Source organism: Streptomyces sp. NPDC048269, from assembly GCF_040652395.1.
In the GTDB taxonomy this organism is placed as follows: Bacteria; Actinomycetota; Actinomycetes; order Streptomycetales; family Streptomycetaceae; genus Streptomyces.
The window spans coordinates 1-20,436 of record NZ_JBEZLW010000054.1; the positions used below are offsets into that span (position 1 = coordinate 1).

Genomic DNA, 20,436 nt, shown 5'->3' on the forward strand with positions numbered 1-20,436 from the left:
GCAGAAGAAGCCGGTCGAGGCTCCGCGGCCGTGTGGCTGAGCACGACGACGAGGAGCATCCCCTCTTGGTCGGCCACGTGCAGGCTGATCCGCTTGCCCGAGTCGGCGACGGCCGCGCCGACGAGCAGCCGCACCGTCTGTTCCATCGGCGCGTCCCCCGGCCGGATGTAGCCCCAGCTCCGGACGGTCTCCAGGACCCGGGCAACGGCCTTCTTCGCGGCCCAGGGATCGCCCGCGAGCGACCAGTTGGCGACTCGCCGATTCCGGATGGCCATGCGGCCACGAGCGACGGCCGCCACCTTCCGCCCGCCCGGCGGGGGCAGTTGGAGGCTCGTCACCGCTTTCGGCCTCGTCGCGGGCTGTGGCCGCGGAGCCTCGACCGGCTTCTTCTGCGGCGGCGGAGTCCTCGGCGGGTGCGACGGTGGCAGTTTCGGGCCCTGCGCCTCCATCTGCTCTTCCACTGCGGCCTCCTCCGTCGCGCGCGTGCACAGGGACGTCCCCCGTCCACCTACCCATCCTGGCAGAGCGGAGTGCTTTCTTAGCGGAACGTTAGATCTGGGTGGTGGACCTTGTCCGGGTGCGGTGGCGGACGCATGCTCTGGGAGCTCGCCCACGGCCGGAGTGCGCCGGGGCAATTCCCCGTCCCCACAGGGACTTCCGTCTGGAGCCGCCATGACCTCGTCCGCCACCCTGCCCGGATCGCCGCCCGCGGAGGAACGCCGGAAGCGCCGTCTCGCCCTCATCGGCGGATCGCTCGGCAATCTCGTCGAGTGGTACGACTGGTTCGTCTACGCGAGCTTCGCGATCTACTTCGCCGATTCCTTCTTCCCCGGCAACAACCCGACCACACAGCTGATGAACACGGCGGGGATCTTCGCGGTCGGCTTCCTCATGCGGCCGGTCGGCGGCTGGATCCTCGGCCGCGCCGCCGACCGGCACGGGCGCAAGAGCGCGCTCACGCTCACCGTCACCATGATGTCGGTGGCCGCCCTGCTGATCGCCGTCGCCCCGACCTACGGCCAGGCCGGCTACTTCGGCGCCCTGGTGCTGCTGCTCGCGCGCCTGCTCCAGGGGATGAGCATCGGCGGCGAGTACGCGGCCAGCGCCACCTATCTCACCGAGGCGTCGGCCCGCAACCGGCGCGGCCTGGGCTCCTCCTTCCAGTACGTGTCGATGACCTGCGGGCAGCTGCTCGGTCTGGGCATCCTGATCACGTTGCAGCACACCCTGACCACTGCCCAGTTGGAGAGCTGGGGCTGGCGGATCCCGTTCGTCGTCGGGGCGTTGTTCGCGGTGATCGTGTTCTGGCTGCGGCGACGGCTGCAGGAGACCGACGCGTTCAAGGAGGAGTCGTCGGGCGAGGACGCCCACGACGACAGCACGCGCGGCACGCTCAAGGTCCTGTGGCAGCACCGGCGGCAGGCGGGCCTGGTCATGGCGCTCACCCTCGGCGGCACCGTCGCGTACTACACGTACACCACCTACCTCACCAAGTACCTGGTGGGGAGCGCGGGCATGGCGAAGACGACCGCCACGCTGGTCAGCTTCACCGCTCTGACGCTCTTCGCCGTGCTCCAGCCGTTCGCCGGGATGCTGTCCGACCGGATCGGCCGCCGTCCCCTGCTGATCACCTTCGCGGTGGGCTGCACCGTCGGCACGTACCCGATCATGACCGCGCTCGGGTCGGCGTCCTCGTACTGGACCGCGCTGGGGCTCTCACTGCTGGCGCTGGTGATCGTCACCGGTTACACCTCGATCAACGCGGCGGTCAAGGCCGAGCTCTTCCCGACCCGGGTGCGCGCCCTGGGCGTGGCACTGCCGTACGCGATCGCCAACGCGCTCTTCGGCGGCACGGCGGAGTACGTGGCGCTGTGGTTCAAGAGCAGCGGTCACGAGACGATGTTCTTCTGGTACGTCTCCGGGTGCGCGCTGATCTCCCTGGTCACCTACGTGCTGATGCCGGACACGCGCAATGCCGCGCTCAGCCGCGCGGAGGCCGAGGCGGACGACGCCGACCGGGAGCAGCCCAAGGCGGCTCCCGTAAGCTGATGCCCCGGTTCACAGGTGGCGAGGGAACTGACTATGCACGCGCTTCTCGTCGAGGACGACGACCGCATGGCCCAGGCCCTCGGCACCGCCCTCGCCCAGCGCGGGCACACCGTCCGCAGGGTGGGCCGGGCCCTGGACGCCCTGCGGTTCGTCCGCGAAGCCGAGTTCGTCCTCCTCGATCTGGGCCTGCCGGACCTGGACGGGCTGGAGCTGCTGCGGCGACTGCGTACCGTATGTGACGCGCCGCTGATCGTGGTGACCGCGCGCTGCGAGGAGCGCGACATCGTGCAGGGACTGCGGGCGGGCGCCGACGACTATGTCGTCAAGCCGTTCCGGATGGCCGAGCTGATGGCCCGCATCGACACCGTACGCCGCCGCACGGGAGCGTCGTCCGGCCGTGTGCAGACCCGTACGGCCGGCTCCGCCGCCCCCGGGGTCCGGCCCGTGCGCAGCGGGGACGTCGAGGTCGACCTGGCGGGGCGTACGGTCACGGTGGCGGGCGCCGAAGTCCGGTTGACCCGTCGCGAGTTCGACGTACTGGCCTTCCTGGCCGCCCGCCCGGACGAGGTGCATTCCCGCGAGGAGATCCTGGACCGGATCTGGGGTGACGCCTTCCTCGCCGCCTCCCGCTCGCTGGACGTCCACGTGGCGGGCATCCGCGCCAAGACCGGCCGTTCCGGCCTGGTGCGCACGGTCCGCGGGTTCGGCTACCAGCTCGGATGTCCGACCGGGCGGGACGGCGAAGGGGGCAGCGCCCGGTGAGGCGCAGGCTCCTCGCCGTGCTGATGGTGCTCATGGGGGCCGCGGCGCTGCTGCTCTGCCTCCCCCTGGCCGACGCCTACGCGCGCGGACGGACCGAGCACCTGCTCCTGCAACGGCGTTCGGAGGCGGCGAGGTTCGCCGATCTCGCCGACCGGATGCGCACCGACGCCGACCGGTCGGAGCTGTCGGCCGAGATCAGGCGGTACACCCAGCTGTACGGAACCGGGGTCGTCGTGGTCGACACGACGGGAGCGACGGTCGCGCGGTCCGGGGCGGGGCCCGCCGCCGACGCGGCGGACGCCCGCAACCGCGCACTCACCGGCCGCTCCACGGACCGGTTGCCCACCGTTCGACCCTGGGGTCCGTCGACCGTCGTGCTCGCCGAACCGGTGGGCCGGGACGAGCGGGTGAGCGGGGCGGTCCTGATGGCCGTACCCACCGACGCCGCACGCCGGGACGTGACGGTCCGCTGGTCGCTCATCGCAGCCGGGGCGGCCGCCGCGTTCGCGGCGGCGGCGCTGGTCGCGGCGGGGATCGCGCGCTGGCTGATGCGTCCGGTCCTCGATCTGGACCGGGCGGTGGAGGGGCTGACCGCAGGCAGCCTCCAGGCCCGGGCCGTCTCCGGCACCGGACCGCCGGAACTGCGTCGTCTGCGGCGGCACTTCAACACCATGGCGGAGGCCATGGCCGACTCCATCGGCCGCCAGCGGGACTTCGTCGCCGATGCCTCCCACCAGCTGCGCAATCCGCTGGCGACGCTGGTGTTGCGGTTGGAGAACGTCGAACCGCACATCGCCCCCGGGCCCGGCCGGGCCGAGCACACGGGTGCCCTGGACGAGGCGGAACGCCTGGAGGAGCTGCTCGACGGCCTGCTGGCCCTGGCGCGGGTGGAGTCCGGCACGGGGGAGCTGACGGATCAGGACGTGTCACGGGCGGTACGGGAAAGGGTGACGGCCTGGACTCCGGTCTTCGGCCACGCCGGGCTGGAACTGACGGCGCCCGGGCTCCCGGAAGGGCTGCGGGCCCGCGCCCTGCCCGATGCGGCGGGCCGGATCCTGGACGCGGTCCTCGACAACGCCGTCAAGTTCGTGCCGCGTGACGGCCGCGTCGAGGTGCGCGCCACGCGCGGCGCGGACGGGACTGCCGTCGTGAGGGTCGCCGACGACGGGCCGGGGGTTCCGGAGGATCAATTGCCGCTGCTGCTAAGGCGCTTCATGCGCGCCCCGGAGCACCAGAACGTGCCCGGCAGCGGCCTGGGACTGGCCATCGCCGACGAGATCGCCCGCATCAGCGGCGGACGGCTCGACGTCAGCGGCAACACCCCGCACGGCATGGTCGTGGAGCTTCGGCTCCCGGCTCCGTGACCCGCCACGCTCCGGGCGCGCTCAGCCGGTCCCGGTCAGCTGATCCCGGTCAGCCGTACACGGACCGGTAGTGCGCGACCGCCCCCGGGTGGAGGGGTACCCGCCCGGTCGAGATGGCGAAGCGGGGCTCCAGCCGCGCGCCCGCCGTCACCTCCCGCAGCAGGTCGCGCCACCGGTCGAACACCACTTGGAGCAGTTCGCGCACGGCACTGTGCGGTACGTCGTCCCGGGCCAGGAGGTAGTTGCCCACCCCGACGGTTCCCACCGGCTCCGTCAGCCCGTATACGGCGGCCGGAATCGTGACCTCCGTATAGACCGGGCCATAGCGCTGCCGCAGCGGGCCCACGTAGCCGTCCAGCGGCAGGAAACGCAACGGCAGCTCGCGCGCCAGCTCCGACAGAGCGGGCGTGGGCACGCCCCCGGACCAGAACAGCGCGTCGACCGCGCCCTCGCGCAGCGCCCGCGCCGACTCGGCGAGGCCCAGTTGCCGCTCGTCCGCCGGCGAGGGACCGCCGCTCAGCCCGGCCGCCTGCAGCACCCGCCCCGCCACCACCTGCACGCCCGACCCCGCCGCACCTGCCGCGATCGGACGACCGGCGAGCTGGTCGACCGACTTCACCGGCCCGGCCGCCGGGACGAGGAGGTGGGTGTAGTTCACGTAGACCCGTGCCAGCGCCGTCACCGCGGCCGGGCGGGAGAACGACTCGCGTCCCAGTACCGCGTCCTCGGCCGCGTCCGCCATGGCCAGGGCCAACTCGACCGACCCGTCGTCCAGCTTCCGCAAGTTGTTCACGCTCGCCGCGGTGCTCACCGGAACGATCTCCAGCCGGCGCCCGCTCACGGCGACGGCTTGTGCCAGGGCCTTCCCGAACGCGTTGTACGGACCGCCCTGCGGCCCCGTCGCGAGCCGCAGCCTCCGCACCGGACCGGAACTCCCCGCACAGCCGGCCGCCAGCGCCGCCGCGCACGCGTGGAGCCCGGCGCCCATCACCCGTCGACGGCTCCACCCTGCGCTGGTCACGGCAGAAGCCTAACCAGCGCCGGGGGCCGCCTGCTCGTCCACCCGTCACACCCGCCTACACTCATTCAGCCCGGCTGCGGGCACCGGCCCGAGAAGGGGAGCCAGTACGTGAGCACTGCCAATGACGCACCGATCTACGCCCAGTTGATAAGGGAACGCGGCGACGTGCCCGGTCAGACACGCCGGGAGGCGGAGCAGATCCACCGGGAGCTGGCACGGGTGCTCGGTCCGGCACCTTGGATGGCAGCCGGCGGCGGCCCTCGATAGGCCACGACGCGGAACTCGGCGACGGATGCCCCTGCCTCAGCGTTCGGAGGGCCCGTCAGCCGGCTTCCCCGTGCCGGGGCCGTCGGCGGCGGGTGCGTCGGTGGCTGCCGGGTCCAGGATGCGGTTGAGGAAGTTCCTGGTCCGCTCGTGCAGCGGATGGGCGATCACCTGTGTCGCCGGGCCCTGCTCGACGATCACTCCGGCGTCCATGAACACGACACGGTCCGCGACCTCGCGGGCGAAGCTCATCTCGTGGGTCACGACCATCATCGTCATGCCCTCGCCGGCCAGAACCCTCATCACCGACAGCACTTCGCCGACGAGTTCCGGGTCGAGCGCCGAGGTCGGCTCGTCGAAGAGCATCACCTCCGGCCCCATGGAAAGGGCCCGGGCGATCGCCACCCGCTGCTGCTGACCGCCGGACAGCTGCGCGGGAAAGGCGTCCGCCTTCTCGCCGAGGCCCACGCGCTCCAGGTTCTCCCGGGCGACGGCGGCGGCCTGCGCCTTGTCCCTGCCGAGCACCCGCCGCTGCGGCAGCGTGAGGTTCTCGGTGACGCTCACGTGCGGGAACAGATTGAACTGCTGGAAGACCATGCCGATGCGGCGGCGCACGGCGTCGATGTCGACATCGAGGTCGGTGACCTCCGTACCGCCGACGAAGACCTGACCCTCGTCCGGCTCCTCCAGCAGGTTCACACAGCGCAGCAGAGTCGATTTGCCCGACCCGGACGGCCCGATGACACAGACCACCTCGCCGCGGGCGATGTCCAGGTCGATGCCTCGCAGGACGTGGTTGGCGCCGAAGGACTTGTGCAGCCCTCTGATCTCGATCTCCGGTCGGTCCGCCGCCGTCATGTCCACCGCTCCCGCTTCCTGTGGCATCTCGTCCTCACGTGGCCTTGTCCGCGCGCGCCTCCAGACGGCGCACCACGAAGCTCAGTGGCACGGTCACGAGGAGGTAGCACAGACCCGCGACCAGGATCGGGGTGGAGTTGGCGGTCTCGCTGGCGAGGTCCCGGCCGAACTTCGTCAGTTCCCGCTCCTGCAGCGTCACTCCCAGGAACAGCACCAGGGAGGAGTCTTTGAACAGCAGGACCAGTTCGTTGGTCAGCGGGGGGATGACGATGCGGAACGCCTGCGGGATGACCACCGAGACCATGGCCCGGCCGTGCGAGAAACCCAGCGAGCGGGCCGCCTCCATCTGCCCTTTGGGCACCGCCTGGATGCCGGCCCGGATGGTTTCCGCCATGTAGGCAGCCGCGACGAGACCGAGACCGAGCGCGACCTTCCCGTACGTGCCGCCGGGGATCTCGGTCCCGGGGAACGCCAGGGGCACCGCCACACCCACGAAGATGAAGATCAGCAGGGCGGGCAGACCCCGGAACAGTTCGATGTAGACACCGGCGACCCAGCGGTAGGGAGCCACCGACGACAGCCTCATCATGGCGATGACAAGACCGAGAACCAGGCCGAAGAGGAACCCGGACGTCGTGTACACCACCGTATTGCGCAGGGCGATGGTGATGATCCTCGGGAAGAGCCGGATGGCCAGGTCCGTCTGCGCGAACTGGTTCTGCAGCCGGTCCCAGTCGGCCAGGACGCCGATCACGACCACCACGGCCGCGAAGATCGCGTACTGAACGCCCTGCCAGAGGCGGCGTCGCTGGCGCCGGGTCAGCCGAGAGGTCACGACGTGGCCTGGGGCAGTGGGCCGATCCACTGCTCGTAGAGCTTCTTGTAGGTACCGTCGGCCTTGGCGGTCGTGATCACCTCGTCGATCGCGGCGAGGAGGGCGGTGTTGCCCTTCTTCACGGAGAACCCGTACTTCTCGCCGGTCTCGATGTTCTGCCCCAGGACGAACTCCGAGGCGTTCGCCTTGTCCTTGAGCCAGCCCTGGACGACCGGGTAGTCGATGACGACCGCGTCGACCTGACCGGTGCGCAGCCCGTTGAGCACCGCGTCCGAGCTCTCGAAGGCGACCGGGTTGAAACCCTGGGCCTTGGCGTAGCTCTCGCCGGTGGTCTCTGCCTGCGCGCCAAGCTTCTTGCCCTTCGCCTTGACGTCGGCGAGCGAGGTGACCCCGCTCTTCTTGGTCGCGAGCAGCGCCTGGGTCGCGTCGAAGTACGGGACGGAGAAATCGACGTTCTTCTTGCGCTCGTCGGTGATCGTCATACCGGCTGCGGCGAGGTCGCACTGGCCCGAGTTCAGGAACGCACCGGTCTTGAAGTTCTCGAACGGGGTATCGAGGATCTTCTGTTCGACGGTCAGTTTCTGCGCGACCAGGTCGATCAGGGCCACGTCGAAGCCGACGACCTTGCCGTTCTGCTCGAACTGGAACGGCGGGTACGGCAGATGGGTGCACGTGGTCAGCTTGCCCTTCTCGACGACGCGCACGCCCCCGGCCGCCTCCCCCGGGCCGTCGTCACCGGAGGAGCAGCCGGCGGCGAGGAACATCCCCGCGGCGGCGGCAGCGCCGACCACGGCACGGATGCGGTGGCTGCTGCGGCGAGTGCTGCGTCCTTCGGCCGTCCAGAACACGGTTGACCTCCACGGGTGCGGGGCTGGCGGCGGTCGCGGGACGTGACCGTCCGTCGAGATCGTAAGCCCCCGGCGGCGCGCGCCGACGGATCATCGGGAATGCGGCGCAGCCGCGACCCCACTCCGTCCGGATCCCGTCGCCCGCCGGCCAGCCGCCCGATCGGACCGTGCGGGTCCGCCCCCGATGCTCCATTTCGAACAACGCCTGTGTCAAGAGCAACAGTTGGGAAACCTTCCCATTACGCCAAGTTGGTCCAGACCAGTTGACGGCGGCGCATCCGAGGCATAAGTTCCCGGCCACGCCGCACGTCACCTTTCGGGCTGCTCACCTTCCCCCACGATGGAGGCACTCCCATGCCCAACCGCACCGGCACCACCCGTGCCCGCATGACCCGTACCCGTACCCGTACCCGTACCCGCGTGGCCTGTGGCCTGGGCGCCACCCTGCTCGGCGCGGCCGCCGTGCTCACTGCCCCAGGAGCGGCGTTCGGCGCCAACCTCCTGGCGAACGGCGACTTCGAGGGCGGTACCGCGGCGGGCTGGTCCTGCAGCGGAGGCCTGGGCTCCGTCGTGAGCTCCCCGGTACACGGCGGCAGCAAGGCACTGGCCGGCGCGGCCAGTGCCTCCGACAACGCCAAGTGCACCCAGACCGTCGCGGTCCGGCCCAACACCTCCTACACGCTCTCCGCATGGGTCCGCGGCAGCTACGTGTACCTCGGCGTCGCCGGCGGCGCGTCCACCTGGACCCCCTCCGCCACCTCGTACACCAAGCTCACCGTGGCCTTCACCACCGGCCCCTCCCAGACCAGCGCTGAGATCTACCTCAACGGCTGGTACGGGCAGGGGACCTACTACGCCGACGACGTCATCCTGGAGGGCCCCGGCGGCGGAACCGACACCGTCGCTCCGACCGCGCCGGGCAGCCTCACCTCCACCGGCAAGACCTCCTCCAGCGTCTCGCTCACCTGGACGGCCTCCACTGACAACGTTGCCGTCACCGGCTACGACATCTATCAGGGCGCCGCCAAGGTGGCCACGTCCACCACGACCGGCGCGACGGTCTCCGGGCTGGGCCCCAACACCCCGTACACGTTCACCGTCCGCGCCCGTGACCTGGCGGGCAACACCTCACCGGCTTCCAACGCGGCTACCGTCACCACCGACAACGGGACCGCGCCGAGCGGCTTCAAGCAGGCCGCGCCGTACCTCTACCTCGGCTGGGGCAACCCGCCGAGCGCGACCACGGTGATGAACGCGACCGGCGCGAAGTGGTTCACCATGGCCTTCATCCTCTCCTCCGGCGGATGCAGCCCTGCCTGGGACGGCCAGCGCCCGCTGACCGGCGGTGCGGACCAGAGCACCATCAGCTCGATCCGCGCGGCGGGCGGCGACATCGTCCCGTCCGTCGGCGGCTGGCAGGGCAACAAGCTCGGCCCCAACTGCGCCACCCCCGAAGCGCTGGCCGGCGCGTACCAGCAAGTGATCGACGCCTACGGTCTCAAGGCCATCGACGTCGACATCGAGAACACGGACGAATTCGAGAACGCCGTGGTCCAGGACCGCATCCTCGGCGCACTCAAGATCGTCAAGCAGAACAATCCCGGCCTCAAGACCATCCTGACCTTCGGCACCGGCACCACGGGCCCCACGTCGTGGGGCAACCGCCTCATCGATCAGTCGAAGGCCCTCAATGCCGGCATCGACGTGTTCACCATCATGCCGTTCGACTTCGGCAACGCCTCGACCGACATGTACGCCAGCACCGTCAGCGCAACCGAAGGCCTCAAGACCGAGCTCAAGTCCACCTTCGGCTGGGACGACGCCACCGCCTACTCCCACATCGGCATCTCCGGCATGAACGGCGTCAGCGACACCCAGGAGACCACCACCGTCCAGAACTGGACCGACATCCGCAACTGGGCCAACTCCCACCACATCGCCCGTCTCGCCTTCTGGTCCGTCAACCGCGACCGGGGCTGCGCCGGGGGCGGCCTGCAGGAGACCTGCTCCGGCATCGCCCAGAACGACTGGCAGTTCACCTCCATCACCGCCGGCTTCACCGGCTGACCGGGGCGGTCCCCGGGGCCGGCGACGGCTTGCGGGCCCGGACTGCGAGGACTCCGAGCGGGAAGGAGACGCGGTCCGGGTCCCGCAGTGCCGAGAGTGCGGCGTCGATCCCGGCTTCGGTCATGGAGCCGTACTCCCGGAGGCGGGGTGCGAGGGCGGCCACCGTCCGGTACCAGAAATCGGCGATCGGGGCGCCCTGCCGGAAAGCCGGCAGGGCGATCTCGGCGTTGATCTGCTCGTATCCGTGCCGGTGGAGCACATCCGGTGCGCGCAGGCCCCAGTCCGGTTCCATTCCGTAGGAATCGGCGAGGAGGGCACAGATCCCTTCGACGGAGTGGCGGACGGGATCACCGGGCGGGAGTCCCGTGTGGGGGAAGTGGACCACGTCCTCCAGCAGGAGCGTGCCGCCGGGAGCCAGCCAGTCCCGCATCCGCTCCACCACGCGTTCGCGTTCGGGCAGATGCAGCAGGACGCAGCGCGCGTGGATCAGGTCGAAGGACCCCGTGGGAAACGGGTCGCGGGTCACGTCGTGCCGCACCACCCGCACGTGGCCGGGCAGGTCCGCGGGCAGATGGGTGATGTCCAGGTCGGTGGCGGTGACCAGCCCCCGCGGACACCGGCCGGCCAGCCACGCGGCGACCGTGCCGGTGCCGGCCCCGACCTCCAGGACCCGCGCGTCGGGCGCCGGACCGGCGGCGTCGAGGCGACGCACCGTATCGGCGTCGAGGGCATCGGTGAGTGCCCGCAGCCGGGCCGTCTCCGACGGATTGGTCCGGCCGAGCTCGTCGGCGTAGTGGCTGTCCGGGGCGGTCGGCACCTCGGGCCTCCTCCAGTCCGGGGCGTGTACGGGCGAAGGTGACGTTACGTCAAACCCACAGCCGGAACGAGAGGGTGCCCGGCCGACCCGGTCGCCGCTCCCCGCCGTCCAGGTGCCGTAGGCCCCTCGGCGAGCAGGCGCAGGCCGAACTCGAAGTGAGCCGCGACGTCGGTGCTCGTGAGGGTGGGCAGGCTCGGGTGGCAGGGTCGCCCGCCTCCGCCGCAGCCCACCCCGGCCGCCCGGGCCGGTGCCCCCGGCGCCTACCTGTACGCCCAGCAGCACCCCGAGAGGACGGCCGGCCTCGTCTTCGTCGACGCCTTCGGCACGGACATCCGGACGGCCTTCGGCGCGATGGCCCGCGTACGTGAAGCAGGTGCACGATCCCGACCTGACCATCAGCGCCGTCCGGCTCCTCGTCGGCCGCGTCAAGGCCCGGTCGTAGGGCGGCCCGCAGGGCTCACAGGCAGGGGGACAGGACGGCCGCGCCCGGTTTTCCGAGGCGGGTGCACGGCGCCGGGCGGCGGACGTGGGCGCCGTCCGGTTCGGCATCGGCTCGGGCCCCGGCAGCGAGGGCCGCGCTGACCAGGGTGGCCAACAGGTCGATGTCGGATCCGATGTCCAGGCGCAGCGTGACCCATTCGGATCCGGCTCGCAGGCGGATGGCGGAAGACCCGGCGAGGGCCGGCCGCAGCTTCGTGATCATCGCGTGGGTCAGGTGGACATCGGCTTCGTGATCGCCGTGAAAGTGAACGATCTCCCGCAGACCGGCGTTCAGCCCGAACCCCGCGCCGCAAAGGGCCCGGCCTTCGCTCAGGGCGGACCAACCCATCAGCTGTTCACTGGCGAGCCTAGCTGTGTTCATCCCCCGAGCCTGCCCGCCTCCCGACCGGCACCACAAGGCCCTTGACCGAATCACACCCTCCGGTATTTCCGGGAGCACCGTAACCACTGGTGGAGGAGCGCTGTTCGGTCACGTTTCGCCGTTCTCGCCCGAGGGCGGGGGGTGATCTTCGCGATCGGCTTCATCCAGTTCGCGCATGCGTCGTTCGACGCCTTCCTTCAGGCTCTCCCCCTCCGGCGGCTCCTCGTCCGCGGGGGCCGGCTCCGACGAGCCGGACGCGGGGCGGTGCATCCTCCGGCGTAGTTTGTCCGCGCGAGCCTTGCGCTGCTGAGCGTCATCGCTCACGACGGCCTCCCCGACAGGCGGACTGGGGGCCGGGCCCGAAATGCGGTGCTGGCCACCGTCACTTCCCCTTCCCCTTGCCCTTCGCCTTCCCGTTCCCCTTCCAGGCTTTTGCCTCGGGGTTCGCGGCCTTCAGTCTCTCGATCTGGGCGCGCCATGCTTCGGCCCGGGCGTTCGTGGTCTCCTTGACCCGCGCCGTCAGTGCCTTCGCGTCGCTGAAGGACTTGGAGGCCGGAGCGCTGGCGGCGAGGCGGCTGACCGTCTTGGTCCTGGCGTCGATGGCCGCGCGGAGACTGCCGCTGCCCGTCAGGCGCCCCAGATTGCGGAACTTCGGTTCGTTGCCCTTGAACCAGGTCTGCTGCCACCACTCGTCCGAGACCGGCTCGCGCCAGCTGATGTATCCGCCGCGCAGCACCTGACGGGGCTCCTTGATGTGCCCGCCGAAGCTGTAGCGGGCGCCCTCGACGACGACCGGATCATAGAATCTCGGCGTGAAGAAGTCCGAGACGAGCATGCCGTTGATGGTGTAGCCGAACTCCTCGGCCTCCGAGGGGTCGGACACCTCCACCAGGAACTCGACCTGGCCTTGGTCCGGATGGGGGGACTTGCCGGACACCAGACGGTTACCGAACGGGTCGGCACACATCTCCAGCATCTCGTGGCTCGCCGTCAGCGACCAGCTTGCGCCGAACTCGATGAGGGAGAACGGCTGTCCGTTCTCATCCGTGTGGAAGCCCGCCGCGTCGGGAACGTCGTCGACGACGATCAGCGGCCAGTACCCGACGGGAACGTCCTCCAGTCTGTCGAAGGCGTCCACCGTTGCGTTGACGTCCCAGATGGGCCCGAAATCTCGGGTGGCCTGTTTTTGCAGGGCAGCGGCCACGCGGGTGAGCTGCGAGGGGCTGATCTGGTTGGTTTGGGTCTCTGATACGAGGGCGAGCTGGACGATCAACATGGACGTTGCCGACCTTTCGTTGCGGGACAGCGGCGGCTGCCGGACGCCACGAGCTTCACCAAGGGGCGGCCCGATCATGCGCCTGTGCGTCCAGACGTGTGTGGATGCCAGTCGAACGATGGACACGCATCCACCACCTGCCGCTGCGTGCCACTGCGTGCCGCCGTGTGAGCCCCCACCCACATAATCGTTTCTTCGATTCAGGCCGGCCAGATCGGGTTGGTTGGTCAGCGCCGCCGGGGGTCCCGGCAGGGGCGGGCGCGGCCGGCCCGCCGCCCTTCGCGGCCCCGCAGCCCGGCAGCCCGGCAGCCCGGCAGCCCGGCAGCCCGGCAGCCCGGCAGCCCGGCCAGGATCGCCTCGCGGGACAGGCCGTCGGCCAGGACCACCGTCTGCGGTGTTCCCACCCGGTCCGGATCCCGGTGGTAGTCGCTGGAGGCGATGGCCGGCTCGGGCGCGGTCCCGGCGACCGGGCCCCAGGCCGCGTGCGCCGAGGGTGTGTGGTGATCGGAGGAGTTGATGAAGTCCAGGCCCGAAGCCCGTGCGAGCCTGGCGAGTTCGGCGGGGTGCGCCGGCGCACGTGAACCCGGGCCGCCCGGGTTCACCGTGCGGCCCGGACGCGGCTCACGGATGGCTGACCACGTCGGCCACGTTGGTGGACGAGTTGGAAGGCCCTCCCCGGTCGTTGATGACGTGCCGGATGGTCCCGGTGCCGCCGAGCGAGACGGTCACCATGTGCTGGAAGCGCACGTCCGGTTGGTCGGGGGCCTCGAAGGCACGCTCGGCGGTCACGCTGCTGTTGACGTTGAAGAAGCAGTAACTGCCGAGTCCGAAGGCCTGGTGGCTGGTCACGTGGTCGGCGACTTTGTACGCGGCGTAGCCCTGCGTGGAGCCGTTCATCCAGGCGGCCTGGTCCGGCGGGTCGTAGGGCATCTCGTTCTGGTAGAAGTACGTGCGCCCGCCGTTGCCGTTCCAGACCGTCTGGTGCTTCTGGTAGTGCTCGACGAACAGTCCGTACATGGTCACGTTGTCGCCGTTGACCACGAGGCCCGTGTCCGCCGTGTTGCTGTTCCAGCCGATGCCGCTGCCGTGGTCGCCGCGCCAGATCCACATGTGGTCGCCGATGACGTGGTCGCTGTTGACGACGAGGCTCGTCGTCGCCTTGCCGACGGCGGCTCCTCCGACCCGGAAGAAGACGTCGTGGAGTGAGGTGGGGTTCGCCGAGTGACCGGCCGCGGAGCCGGCCGGGCCTACCTCCATCAGGGTCGGCGAGTTGGTGGTGCCCGCGTCGAAGAGCACGCCCGCGACCTTGACCCCGTCGACATCGGCGACCGTCATGGCGGTGACACCGTTGTCAGGGATGAAGGTGGCGAGGCCGAGTCCCAGGACGACGGTGTCCGGACGGGTGACCCGCAGGGTTCGGTTCAGGTGGTAGACCCCAGGCGTGACGAGTAGGTTCTTCCCCTCCGCCAGGGCCGCGTCGATCTGTGCAGCGGTCGCTCCCGGCTTGACGACGAAGAACCGGTCCATGCCGAGCGAGCTGCCCGCGGTGTTCCCGTTCGCCCAGCTCGTCGCCGAGGAGTTGGTCCGCAGGGAGGGTACGAACACCTGGTAGGCGCCCGCGCCGTCCACGTACAGGAAGGGCTTCTCGCGGACCGCGGGGGTCTGGTTCACCGTGGTGTACGGCGGATCCGGGAAGCTGTTGCCCGGCACGCCCTGACTGCCGACGAAGACCATGTTCCAGTTGGCGCCGTTCCAGCTGCCGAGCTGGGAGTTGCGGGTCAGCCACTGCTGCTGGGTCCCCGAGCGCACCTGGCCGTCGACCTTGCTGTCGGCCATGAACCCGCCGCTGGCCCAGCCACCGTCGTCCAGTGCGAGATCGCCGCGGAGGTGCATGCGCCGGTAGGGCGCGGCCTGGGACACCGCCCACCGGTCGGTGCCGCCCGTGGGGTTCACCGACAGGTTTTCGGCGCCCCGCCAGAAGTTCTGGGTGGCGTTGTGCGGCGGGAACCAGTCCGCCTCCACGTGCACGGCGCCGTTGACGGTCACCGAGTCGGGCGACCGGCCGAGGCCGAGGACCTGGGTGTAGAAGCCGACGTTGACGTCGTTGCTGTACGTACCCGGCTTGAACATCACCGCGTAGCGCTGAGGGCCGAACTGGTTGGTCTCCTGCTGCTGGAAGATCGAGTCCAGTCGGCTCTGGATCGTGGCGGAAGGCATCGACGGGTCGAAGACGACCACGTTCGGTCCGAGATCGACGTCCCCGGGCCCGGTGCTCACCGGCGCGACCTGAAAGCGCTGGGCGGCCGTGCCGTTGCAGGTGTACTGCACCAACTGGACGCTGTCGGCGGTGGCAGCGGCGGGTACGTCCAGGCACTTGCCGCTGTGCCGGCTGACGAAGTGGTAGGTGCCGCCCCCCTCGTCGACGGCCTGCCACTGCTGGTTGAAGCCTCCGCCGTACGTCCACAGGTGCACGGCGGCGTTGTCGGCGGAGGACGTGTTGCTCACGTCCACGACCTGGTGGGCGTCGTTGCGGTTGTCGATGCGGACGAACCCGTCGCCGGTCGGCGTGAAACTCCACTGCTGAGCGGTGCTGCTGTTGCAGGCGTACTGCTGCACCGCCGTACCGTTCGCGGTGGCTGCCGCCCGCGCGTCCAGGCACTTGCCACTGCCGGTGTTCACCACGGTGGACCAGCCCGTGGGCAGGGCGGCGGCCACCGGCCCGGCCGAGGCCCGTGAGGAGGCGGGGGTTGCTGCCCGGGTGGGCTGGACTGCGGTGAGGACAGAGGCGGCCGAGGCCGCGATCACGAAGGCCGTGACCCACGGTCCGGCGATCCGGGTCACCGGGTCACCGTCCACTTCTGGTTGGCGGCTCCGGTGCAGGTCCATATCTGCAGCCGGGCGCCGTTGGCCGAGCTGTTGCCCGCGGCGTCGAGGCACTTGTCCGCCCGCGGATTGACGATGTCGCGTGCTGCGGGAACGGCCCATTGCTGGGCCGCTGTTCCGTTGCAGTCCCACAGCTGGACCTTCGTACCGTCGGCTGTGCCTCCCGAGGCCACGTCCAGGCACTTGCCCAGTGCGCGGATCGTGCCGTCGCCGGCGATGCTCCACTGCTGGGCGGCCGTGCCGTTGCAGTCGTAGAGCTGTACGGGCGTCCCGTTGGCGGTGGCGGCCCCCGCTACGTCCACGCACTTGCCGCCGATGCCGGTGATGGCGCCGCCGCCGGGCTGACCGCCGCCGGTGGTGACCCGGACGTAGTCGACCAGCAGCTGCTGGGGGAAGGCGGTGCCGCCGTCGGGGTCCCCGGGCCAGTACCCGCCGACAGCCAGGTTGAGGATCAGGAAGAACGGCTTGTTGAAGACCCACTGCCGGCCGCCGAGGTCGGCGGGGGTGCGCCGCTGGTACACGGCGCCGTCCACGGACCAGGTGATCGCGTCCTGGCTCCATTCGACGGCGAAGGTGTGGAAGGCGTCGGCGAACGCCTGCCCGCCGGGCAGGGTGTAGCCGGCGCCGATTCCCCCGGATCCGGAATACCCGGGGCCGTGGAGGGTGCCGTGGACGGTGGACGGCTCGAAGCCCACGTTCTCCATGACGTCGATCTCGCCCGAGCCCGGCCATCCGACCTGGCCGATGTCGTCACCCAGCATCCAGAAGGCGGGCCACATGCCCTGCCCGCGCGGAATCTTCATCCGGGCCTCGACGCGGCCGTACGTCGTGGTGAACTTGCCGGCCGTGTTCAGACGGGCGGAGGTGTACTCGCATCTTCCGTACCAGCACTGGTAGTTGCCCGGGTTCTCCCGACGGGCGGTGATGACCAGATGGCCCTGGCCGTCCAGGGCGGCGTTGCGGTTGTCTCGGGTGTAGTACTGCCGCTCGTGGTTGTTGACGTTGTCGCCGGTCTCGATCTGCCATTTCGCTCCGTTGACGGCTGCGCCGGCGGGCCCGTCGAACTCGTCGGAGAACGTGACGGCGGCCGACGCGGACGACGCGGAGGCGACGGCCGCGGAGGCGGAGGCATTACCTGCGGGCAGCCCCTGCGCCGGTCCGGTGGACAACGACACGAGGGCGAGAACCGGGACAAGGGACAGCAGTGAGCGCCGGGTTAAGCGCGGGAAGTCCATGAATCTCCTTCCTAGGCATGCGCATGACAGCCGATGACAGATCGGCATGCGGGGGTGGGGAGTCGGGGGGCACTTAGTTCATTACGTGATTTAAGAAGTGAACAAATTCCCTGTCAAGGTCCCGCACTTGACTCACGTTCGTGAAGGCGGGGGAATCCGGGCGCTCGGGGCCACGCGCCGCTGCCATCACGGCGGCTGACAGACCGTCCGAGGGGGGCGCAGGGGTGAAGACGTATCCATCATGACAGGTCAGACGGCGTTTTCGTAGGACGAACGGCACAGCCGAATGCCCTTGTTTGGGCACCCGTGCGGCTTTCAGAATCACCCTCATGAATGACACGGCGCACATCAATCACGACGCGGTACTGCGGGCCCGGGTGGCTCTCCTCGGATCGGAGACGCTGCCGATCCGGCAGCAGGTCGCGGCCTTTCGCGTTCTCGTCCAGGTGAGCCCGTTGGCGTATCTGCCCCTCCTGACGGTCGCTCTGTACGACTACAGCCGACAGGAGTTCGCCCATCGGCCCGAGATAGCGCTCGCGCTCCGGGCCGAGTCCGTCGCCGCCGCGCGTCGCATGCACGCGATGGAGCCGGAACGGACGGCGCTGCTCCTGGCCGCGTTGATCCGCTACGCAGAGCAGCTGAGGCTCATGGACCGCCACCACGACGAACTCGTCACCGTGGAGCAGGAGATCGCCCACCTCGGGTCCGGCTATGGCCCCCGCGACCTCGACCTCGGCTCCGGCTCCGGCTCCGGCTCCGGGCGGTCCTGACCGGGCCCGCAGAACCCCCTCGCCGTTGCTCAAGGTTCCTGAAAGGCCGACCGACATGAACGCTGATCCCGTCGACCAAGCGCGACGTCTCACCCGCGACCGTTTCCCCGATGCGCGCTCCGTGGTCCTCGCCGGATCGACAGCCGCCGGACGGGCAACCGCCGGCAGCGACCTGGACATCGCCGTGCTCATCGGGGACGGTGGCGAGACCGGCCGGGAAACCGTCCGGTTCGAGGGACGGGTCGTCGAGCTCTTCTTCCACACCCGCGCCGGCCTCGCGGAGCTCTTCGCCGCGGACGTCGCCACACGCCGTGCGGTCATGCAGAGCATGTACGCCACCGGACTCGTCCTGGTCGACACGGACGGCGAGGCCGGGCGTGCCCGGGCCCTGGCCGAAGCGGACCTCCGCCAGGGGCCGCCGGCACTGGATCAGCAGACCGTCGAGACCAGGAGGTACGGGCTGACGGACGCACTGGACGACCTGGCCGACGCGGACGACCGCATGGAGCGGCTCGCGGTGGCCGGGTACGTGCTCAACGCTGCGGCCGATCTGCTCTGTGACCACCACCGCGCGTGGATCGGCGGCGGGAAATGGCTGCCGCGGCGCCTGCTGGAGGCGGACGCACGGCTCGGGGCCGCCCTGCTCGAAGGGCACCTGTCCCTGTGCGAGTCGGGAGACCCGTCGCCCATGACCGGCGCGGCGTCGGAGGTTCTCGACCTCGTCGGCGGGCCGGTCCGCGAGGGATACCGCCGGACCTGGCGGGGGTCGCCGGATCGGTGACCGCTCCTACCGGGCGTTGACAGGCCCCGTGGCCCGAGGGGGCCCGGTCCGGCCGCGCAGGCGGCGGGGCCGGGTACCGCGCCGGCCCACCCGTACGCACTTCGGATGGGCTTCGCGGCTGCGGCTACTTCTTGACCTCGTTGATGCAGAGCACGAACTGCTTGCCCGAGCTCCGGCGGGAGCCTCGGGTCTGCTCGTGGTAGCCGATGTCCGACTTGCCTTCGCACTTGGAGGTGTCCAGCGTGTCGGGGATCACCGCGACCACCTTGTACTTGGCGTCGGCGCCCCCGCACTTCACCACCTGAAGGTCCGGGGTCACGGTGGACCCGTTGTTCTTCAGGCAGTCCCCGACCTTCGCCTTGTCGGCATCGTCGCGGCTCAGGAAGTAGCCCACCGCACAGGCGATGAGGACGATCACGACGCCGATGATCTTGAGGATCTTCATGAACCCCAAGCCCCCGCTCCGGGAGGGCGGCGCCGGTACGGGCGCGGGCCCGGCCCACTGCTGGTGCTGGGGCGGCGGGGGCTGCATCGGCATCTGCTGCTGGGGCGGGTACATCTGCTGCTGCTGGTATCCAGGCGGCGGCCCCGGCTGGGGCGGGTACCCCTGCGGCGGCTGCTGTCCGTACGGACCGGGCTGGCCGTACGGGCCGGGGCCTTGCTGCGGCGGATAAGTCATATGGGAAGTCCCCCGTGGGCGTGTACCTGTCTCTTTGACGTGGTCACGCTATATGAATGGGTCACCGTCACCTGCACAGGGTGGTGCCGACAACGGGGAACCCTCCTTGCGCCCGCCCTGGGCCCATCGGAAAACCGGGCCCCCATCCCGGTCTTCCGTGAGCAGCTCGAACCCAGCGGTCTGACCAGTGACACCATGCACGCCATGCCCACCTTCACCGCGCCCGACGGAACCCTGCTCTCCTACCGCGTCCACGGCGACGGCGACGGCGACCCGGTCGTCTGCGTCCCCGGAGGCCCGACGGACTCCCTCTATCTCGGTGACCTCGGCGGCCTGTCCGCGCATCGCCGGCTGATCGTTTTGGACCTTCGCGGCACCGGCCGGTCGGCGGTTCCCGAAGACTCCTCCTCCTACCGCTGCGACCGTCTCGTGGAGGACGTCGAGGCCTTGCGGGAACACCTCGGACTCCCCGTGATGGACCTCCTCGCGCACTCCGCGGGCGCGAACATCGCGGCGCAGTACACGGCCCGGTATCCGGGGAACGTCGGCCGACTCGCCCTGATCACCCCCGGCACCCGGGCCGTCGGCATACCGATCACCGGAGAGACACGACGCGAGCTCGCGCTGCTGCGGAAGGACGAGCCGTGGTTCCCGGCGGCCTTCGCCGCCCTGGAGGCGATCACCGACGGCAGGGGCAGCGACTGGGAGGCCGTCGCCCCCTTCTTCTGCGGCCGGTGGGACGCGACGGCTCAGCGGCACCACGCCGCCGGCCGGCCCGGCAACCCGGAGGCAGTCGCCCGGTTCGCGGCCGAGGGTGCCTTCGACCCGGAGAGCACGCGTGCGGCCCTCGCCGCCTGCGAGGTCCCGGTCCTGCTGCTCGCCGGGGAGTTCGATCTGAACAGCCCTCCGCCGACGGTCACCGAGTTCGGCCGGCTGTTCCCCCACTCCACACTCGTCGTGCAGCCGGGGGCGGGTCACTACCCCTGGATCGACGACGCCGGCAGGTTCGTGGCCGCCACTGCGGCGTTCCTGGGCGGCTGAGACCCGATCACGCCGACGTGGGAC

General features: G+C 70.4%; 19 protein-coding genes and 1 pseudogene. 7 read left to right on the forward strand and 13 right to left on the reverse strand.

All coding sequences use genetic code 11. The annotated features are described in order from the left end of the window. A pseudogene (locus AB0D48_RS32815) lies at positions 1–275 on the reverse strand (hypothetical protein); the annotation flags it as partial. A gap of 397 nt (positions 276–672) precedes the next feature. On the opposite strand from AB0D48_RS32815, the gene AB0D48_RS32820 reads away from it, so the two are divergent. The 3 genes from AB0D48_RS32820 to AB0D48_RS32830 are packed head-to-tail and all read left to right on the forward strand — an operon-like array spanning position 673 to position 4,175. After that, positions 673–2,049: an MFS transporter gene (locus AB0D48_RS32820; protein ID WP_362405348.1), complete on the forward strand. Its 1,377-nt coding sequence runs from the start codon at positions 673–675 to the stop codon at positions 2,047–2,049. 33 nt (positions 2,050–2,082) lie between these two features. Then, entirely contained in the window at positions 2,083–2,811 is a 729-nt protein-coding gene (locus AB0D48_RS32825) for a response regulator transcription factor (RefSeq protein WP_362405351.1), read from the forward strand. Beyond that, positions 2,808–4,175 (forward strand): HAMP domain-containing sensor histidine kinase, encoded by a 1,368-nt coding sequence (locus AB0D48_RS32830; RefSeq protein WP_362405354.1) that lies wholly within the window; start codon positions 2,808–2,810, stop codon positions 4,173–4,175. The genes AB0D48_RS32825 and AB0D48_RS32830 overlap by 4 nt, the downstream gene beginning before the upstream one ends. 49 nt (positions 4,176–4,224) lie before the next feature. On the opposite strand, the gene AB0D48_RS32835 is transcribed toward AB0D48_RS32830, so the two are convergent. From AB0D48_RS32835 to AB0D48_RS32850, 4 genes are all read right to left on the reverse strand, one after another. After that, the gene (locus tag AB0D48_RS32835; protein WP_362405357.1) at positions 4,225–5,196 is read right to left on the reverse strand and encodes a TAXI family TRAP transporter solute-binding subunit; all 972 of its coding nucleotides are present in this window, start codon (positions 5,194–5,196) and stop codon (positions 4,225–4,227) included. 303 nt (positions 5,197–5,499) lie between these two features. Continuing rightward, positions 5,500–6,318, reverse strand: coding sequence for an amino acid ABC transporter ATP-binding protein (locus AB0D48_RS32840; RefSeq protein WP_362405457.1), 819 nt, complete (start codon positions 6,316–6,318; stop codon positions 5,500–5,502). Between the two features lie 34 nt (positions 6,319–6,352). Next, complete coding sequence (locus AB0D48_RS32845; protein WP_362405360.1) at positions 6,353–7,153, reverse strand: amino acid ABC transporter permease; 801 nt, start codon at positions 7,151–7,153, stop codon at positions 6,353–6,355. Further along, positions 7,150–7,917 (reverse strand): ABC transporter substrate-binding protein, encoded by a 768-nt coding sequence (locus tag AB0D48_RS32850; protein WP_362405460.1) that lies wholly within the window; start codon positions 7,915–7,917, stop codon positions 7,150–7,152. The genes AB0D48_RS32845 and AB0D48_RS32850 overlap by 4 nt, the downstream gene beginning before the upstream one ends. 471 nt (positions 7,918–8,388) lie before the next feature. On the opposite strand from AB0D48_RS32850, the gene AB0D48_RS32855 reads away from it, so the two are divergent. Further along, the gene (locus AB0D48_RS32855) at positions 8,389–10,068 is read left to right on the forward strand and encodes a carbohydrate binding domain-containing protein (protein WP_362405463.1); all 1,680 of its coding nucleotides are present in this window, start codon (positions 8,389–8,391) and stop codon (positions 10,066–10,068) included. Here the strand turns inward: AB0D48_RS32855 and AB0D48_RS32860 are convergent. From AB0D48_RS32860 to AB0D48_RS32890, 7 genes are all read right to left on the reverse strand, one after another. Then, on the reverse strand, positions 10,058–10,885 hold the full coding sequence (locus tag AB0D48_RS32860; RefSeq protein WP_362405363.1) for a methyltransferase domain-containing protein: 828 nt from the start codon (positions 10,883–10,885) through the stop codon (positions 10,058–10,060). The two genes, AB0D48_RS32855 and AB0D48_RS32860, sit on opposite strands and share 11 nt — an antisense overlap. 457 nt (positions 10,886–11,342) lie before the next feature. Then, a complete protein-coding gene (locus AB0D48_RS32865; protein ID WP_362405366.1) occupies positions 11,343–11,747 on the reverse strand; it encodes a luciferase family protein in 405 nt (134 codons plus the stop codon). Positions 11,748–11,855: 108 nt separating this feature from the next. Then, positions 11,856–12,071, reverse strand: a complete 216-nt coding sequence (locus AB0D48_RS32870) for a hypothetical protein (protein WP_362405370.1) — start codon at positions 12,069–12,071, stop codon at positions 11,856–11,858. A gap of 58 nt (positions 12,072–12,129) precedes the next feature. Beyond that, positions 12,130–13,023 (reverse strand): hypothetical protein, encoded by an 894-nt coding sequence (locus tag AB0D48_RS32875; protein WP_362405373.1) that lies wholly within the window; start codon positions 13,021–13,023, stop codon positions 12,130–12,132. Between the two features lie 227 nt (positions 13,024–13,250). Beyond that, on the reverse strand, positions 13,251–13,625 hold the full coding sequence (locus AB0D48_RS32880; protein WP_362405465.1) for a hypothetical protein: 375 nt from the start codon (positions 13,623–13,625) through the stop codon (positions 13,251–13,253). Positions 13,626–13,644: 19 nt separating this feature from the next. Further along, positions 13,645–15,864, reverse strand: a complete 2,220-nt coding sequence (locus tag AB0D48_RS32885) for an RICIN domain-containing protein (protein ID WP_362405376.1) — start codon at positions 15,862–15,864, stop codon at positions 13,645–13,647. After that, positions 15,861–17,141: a family 16 glycosylhydrolase gene (locus AB0D48_RS32890; RefSeq protein WP_362405379.1), complete on the reverse strand. Its 1,281-nt coding sequence runs from the start codon at positions 17,139–17,141 to the stop codon at positions 15,861–15,863. The genes AB0D48_RS32885 and AB0D48_RS32890 overlap by 4 nt, the downstream gene beginning before the upstream one ends. Before the next feature lie 329 nt (positions 17,142–17,470). Between AB0D48_RS32890 and AB0D48_RS32895 the strand changes: the two genes are divergently transcribed. Together AB0D48_RS32895 and AB0D48_RS32900 are read left to right on the forward strand one after the other, a co-directional pair. Continuing rightward, positions 17,471–17,911 (forward strand): hypothetical protein, encoded by a 441-nt coding sequence (locus tag AB0D48_RS32895; protein ID WP_362405382.1) that lies wholly within the window; start codon positions 17,471–17,473, stop codon positions 17,909–17,911. A 55-nt stretch (positions 17,912–17,966) separates the two neighbouring features. Further along, a complete protein-coding gene (locus tag AB0D48_RS32900; protein WP_362405385.1) occupies positions 17,967–18,692 on the forward strand; it encodes a nucleotidyltransferase domain-containing protein in 726 nt (241 codons plus the stop codon). A gap of 124 nt (positions 18,693–18,816) precedes the next feature. Here AB0D48_RS32900 and AB0D48_RS32905 read toward each other — a convergent pair whose 3' ends face one another. Then, entirely contained in the window at positions 18,817–19,371 is a 555-nt protein-coding gene (locus tag AB0D48_RS32905) for a hypothetical protein (RefSeq protein ID WP_362405388.1), read from the reverse strand. A gap of 204 nt (positions 19,372–19,575) precedes the next feature. Here AB0D48_RS32905 and AB0D48_RS32910 point away from each other — a divergent pair, with 204 nt between their 5' ends. Beyond that, positions 19,576–20,412, forward strand: a complete 837-nt coding sequence (locus AB0D48_RS32910; RefSeq protein WP_362405391.1) for an alpha/beta hydrolase — start codon at positions 19,576–19,578, stop codon at positions 20,410–20,412. The last annotated feature ends 24 nt before the right edge of the window (positions 20,413–20,436 follow it).

What these genes read in the sequence shown, in the direction of transcription:
- AB0D48_RS32820 (WP_362405348.1), top strand. Translation starts at nt 673, where the DNA reads ATGACCTCGTCCGCCACCCTGCCCGGATCGCCGCCCGCGGAGGAACGC.
- AB0D48_RS32825 (WP_362405351.1), top strand. Translation starts at nt 2,083, where the DNA reads ATGCACGCGCTTCTCGTCGAGGACGACGACCGCATGGCCCAGGCCCTC.
- AB0D48_RS32840 (WP_362405457.1), bottom strand. Translation starts at nt 6,318, where the DNA reads ATGACGGCGGCGGACCGACCGGAGATCGAGATCAGAGGGCTGCACAAG.
- AB0D48_RS32850 (WP_362405460.1), bottom strand. Translation starts at nt 7,917, where the DNA reads ATGTTCCTCGCCGCCGGCTGCTCCTCCGGTGACGACGGCCCGGGGGAG.
- AB0D48_RS32855 (WP_362405463.1), top strand. Translation starts at nt 8,389, where the DNA reads ATGACCCGTACCCGTACCCGTACCCGTACCCGCGTGGCCTGTGGCCTG.
- AB0D48_RS32865 (WP_362405366.1), bottom strand. Translation starts at nt 11,747, where the DNA reads ATGAACACAGCTAGGCTCGCCAGTGAACAGCTGATGGGTTGGTCCGCC.
- AB0D48_RS32875 (WP_362405373.1), bottom strand. Translation starts at nt 13,023, where the DNA reads ATGTTGATCGTCCAGCTCGCCCTCGTATCAGAGACCCAAACCAACCAG.
- AB0D48_RS32890 (WP_362405379.1), bottom strand. Translation starts at nt 17,141, where the DNA reads ATGGACTTCCCGCGCTTAACCCGGCGCTCACTGCTGTCCCTTGTCCCG.
- AB0D48_RS32895 (WP_362405382.1), top strand. Translation starts at nt 17,471, where the DNA reads ATGAATGACACGGCGCACATCAATCACGACGCGGTACTGCGGGCCCGG.
- AB0D48_RS32900 (WP_362405385.1), top strand. Translation starts at nt 17,967, where the DNA reads ATGAACGCTGATCCCGTCGACCAAGCGCGACGTCTCACCCGCGACCGT.
- AB0D48_RS32905 (WP_362405388.1), bottom strand. Translation starts at nt 19,371, where the DNA reads ATGACTTATCCGCCGCAGCAAGGCCCCGGCCCGTACGGCCAGCCCGGT.
- AB0D48_RS32910 (WP_362405391.1), top strand. Translation starts at nt 19,576, where the DNA reads ATGCCCACCTTCACCGCGCCCGACGGAACCCTGCTCTCCTACCGCGTC.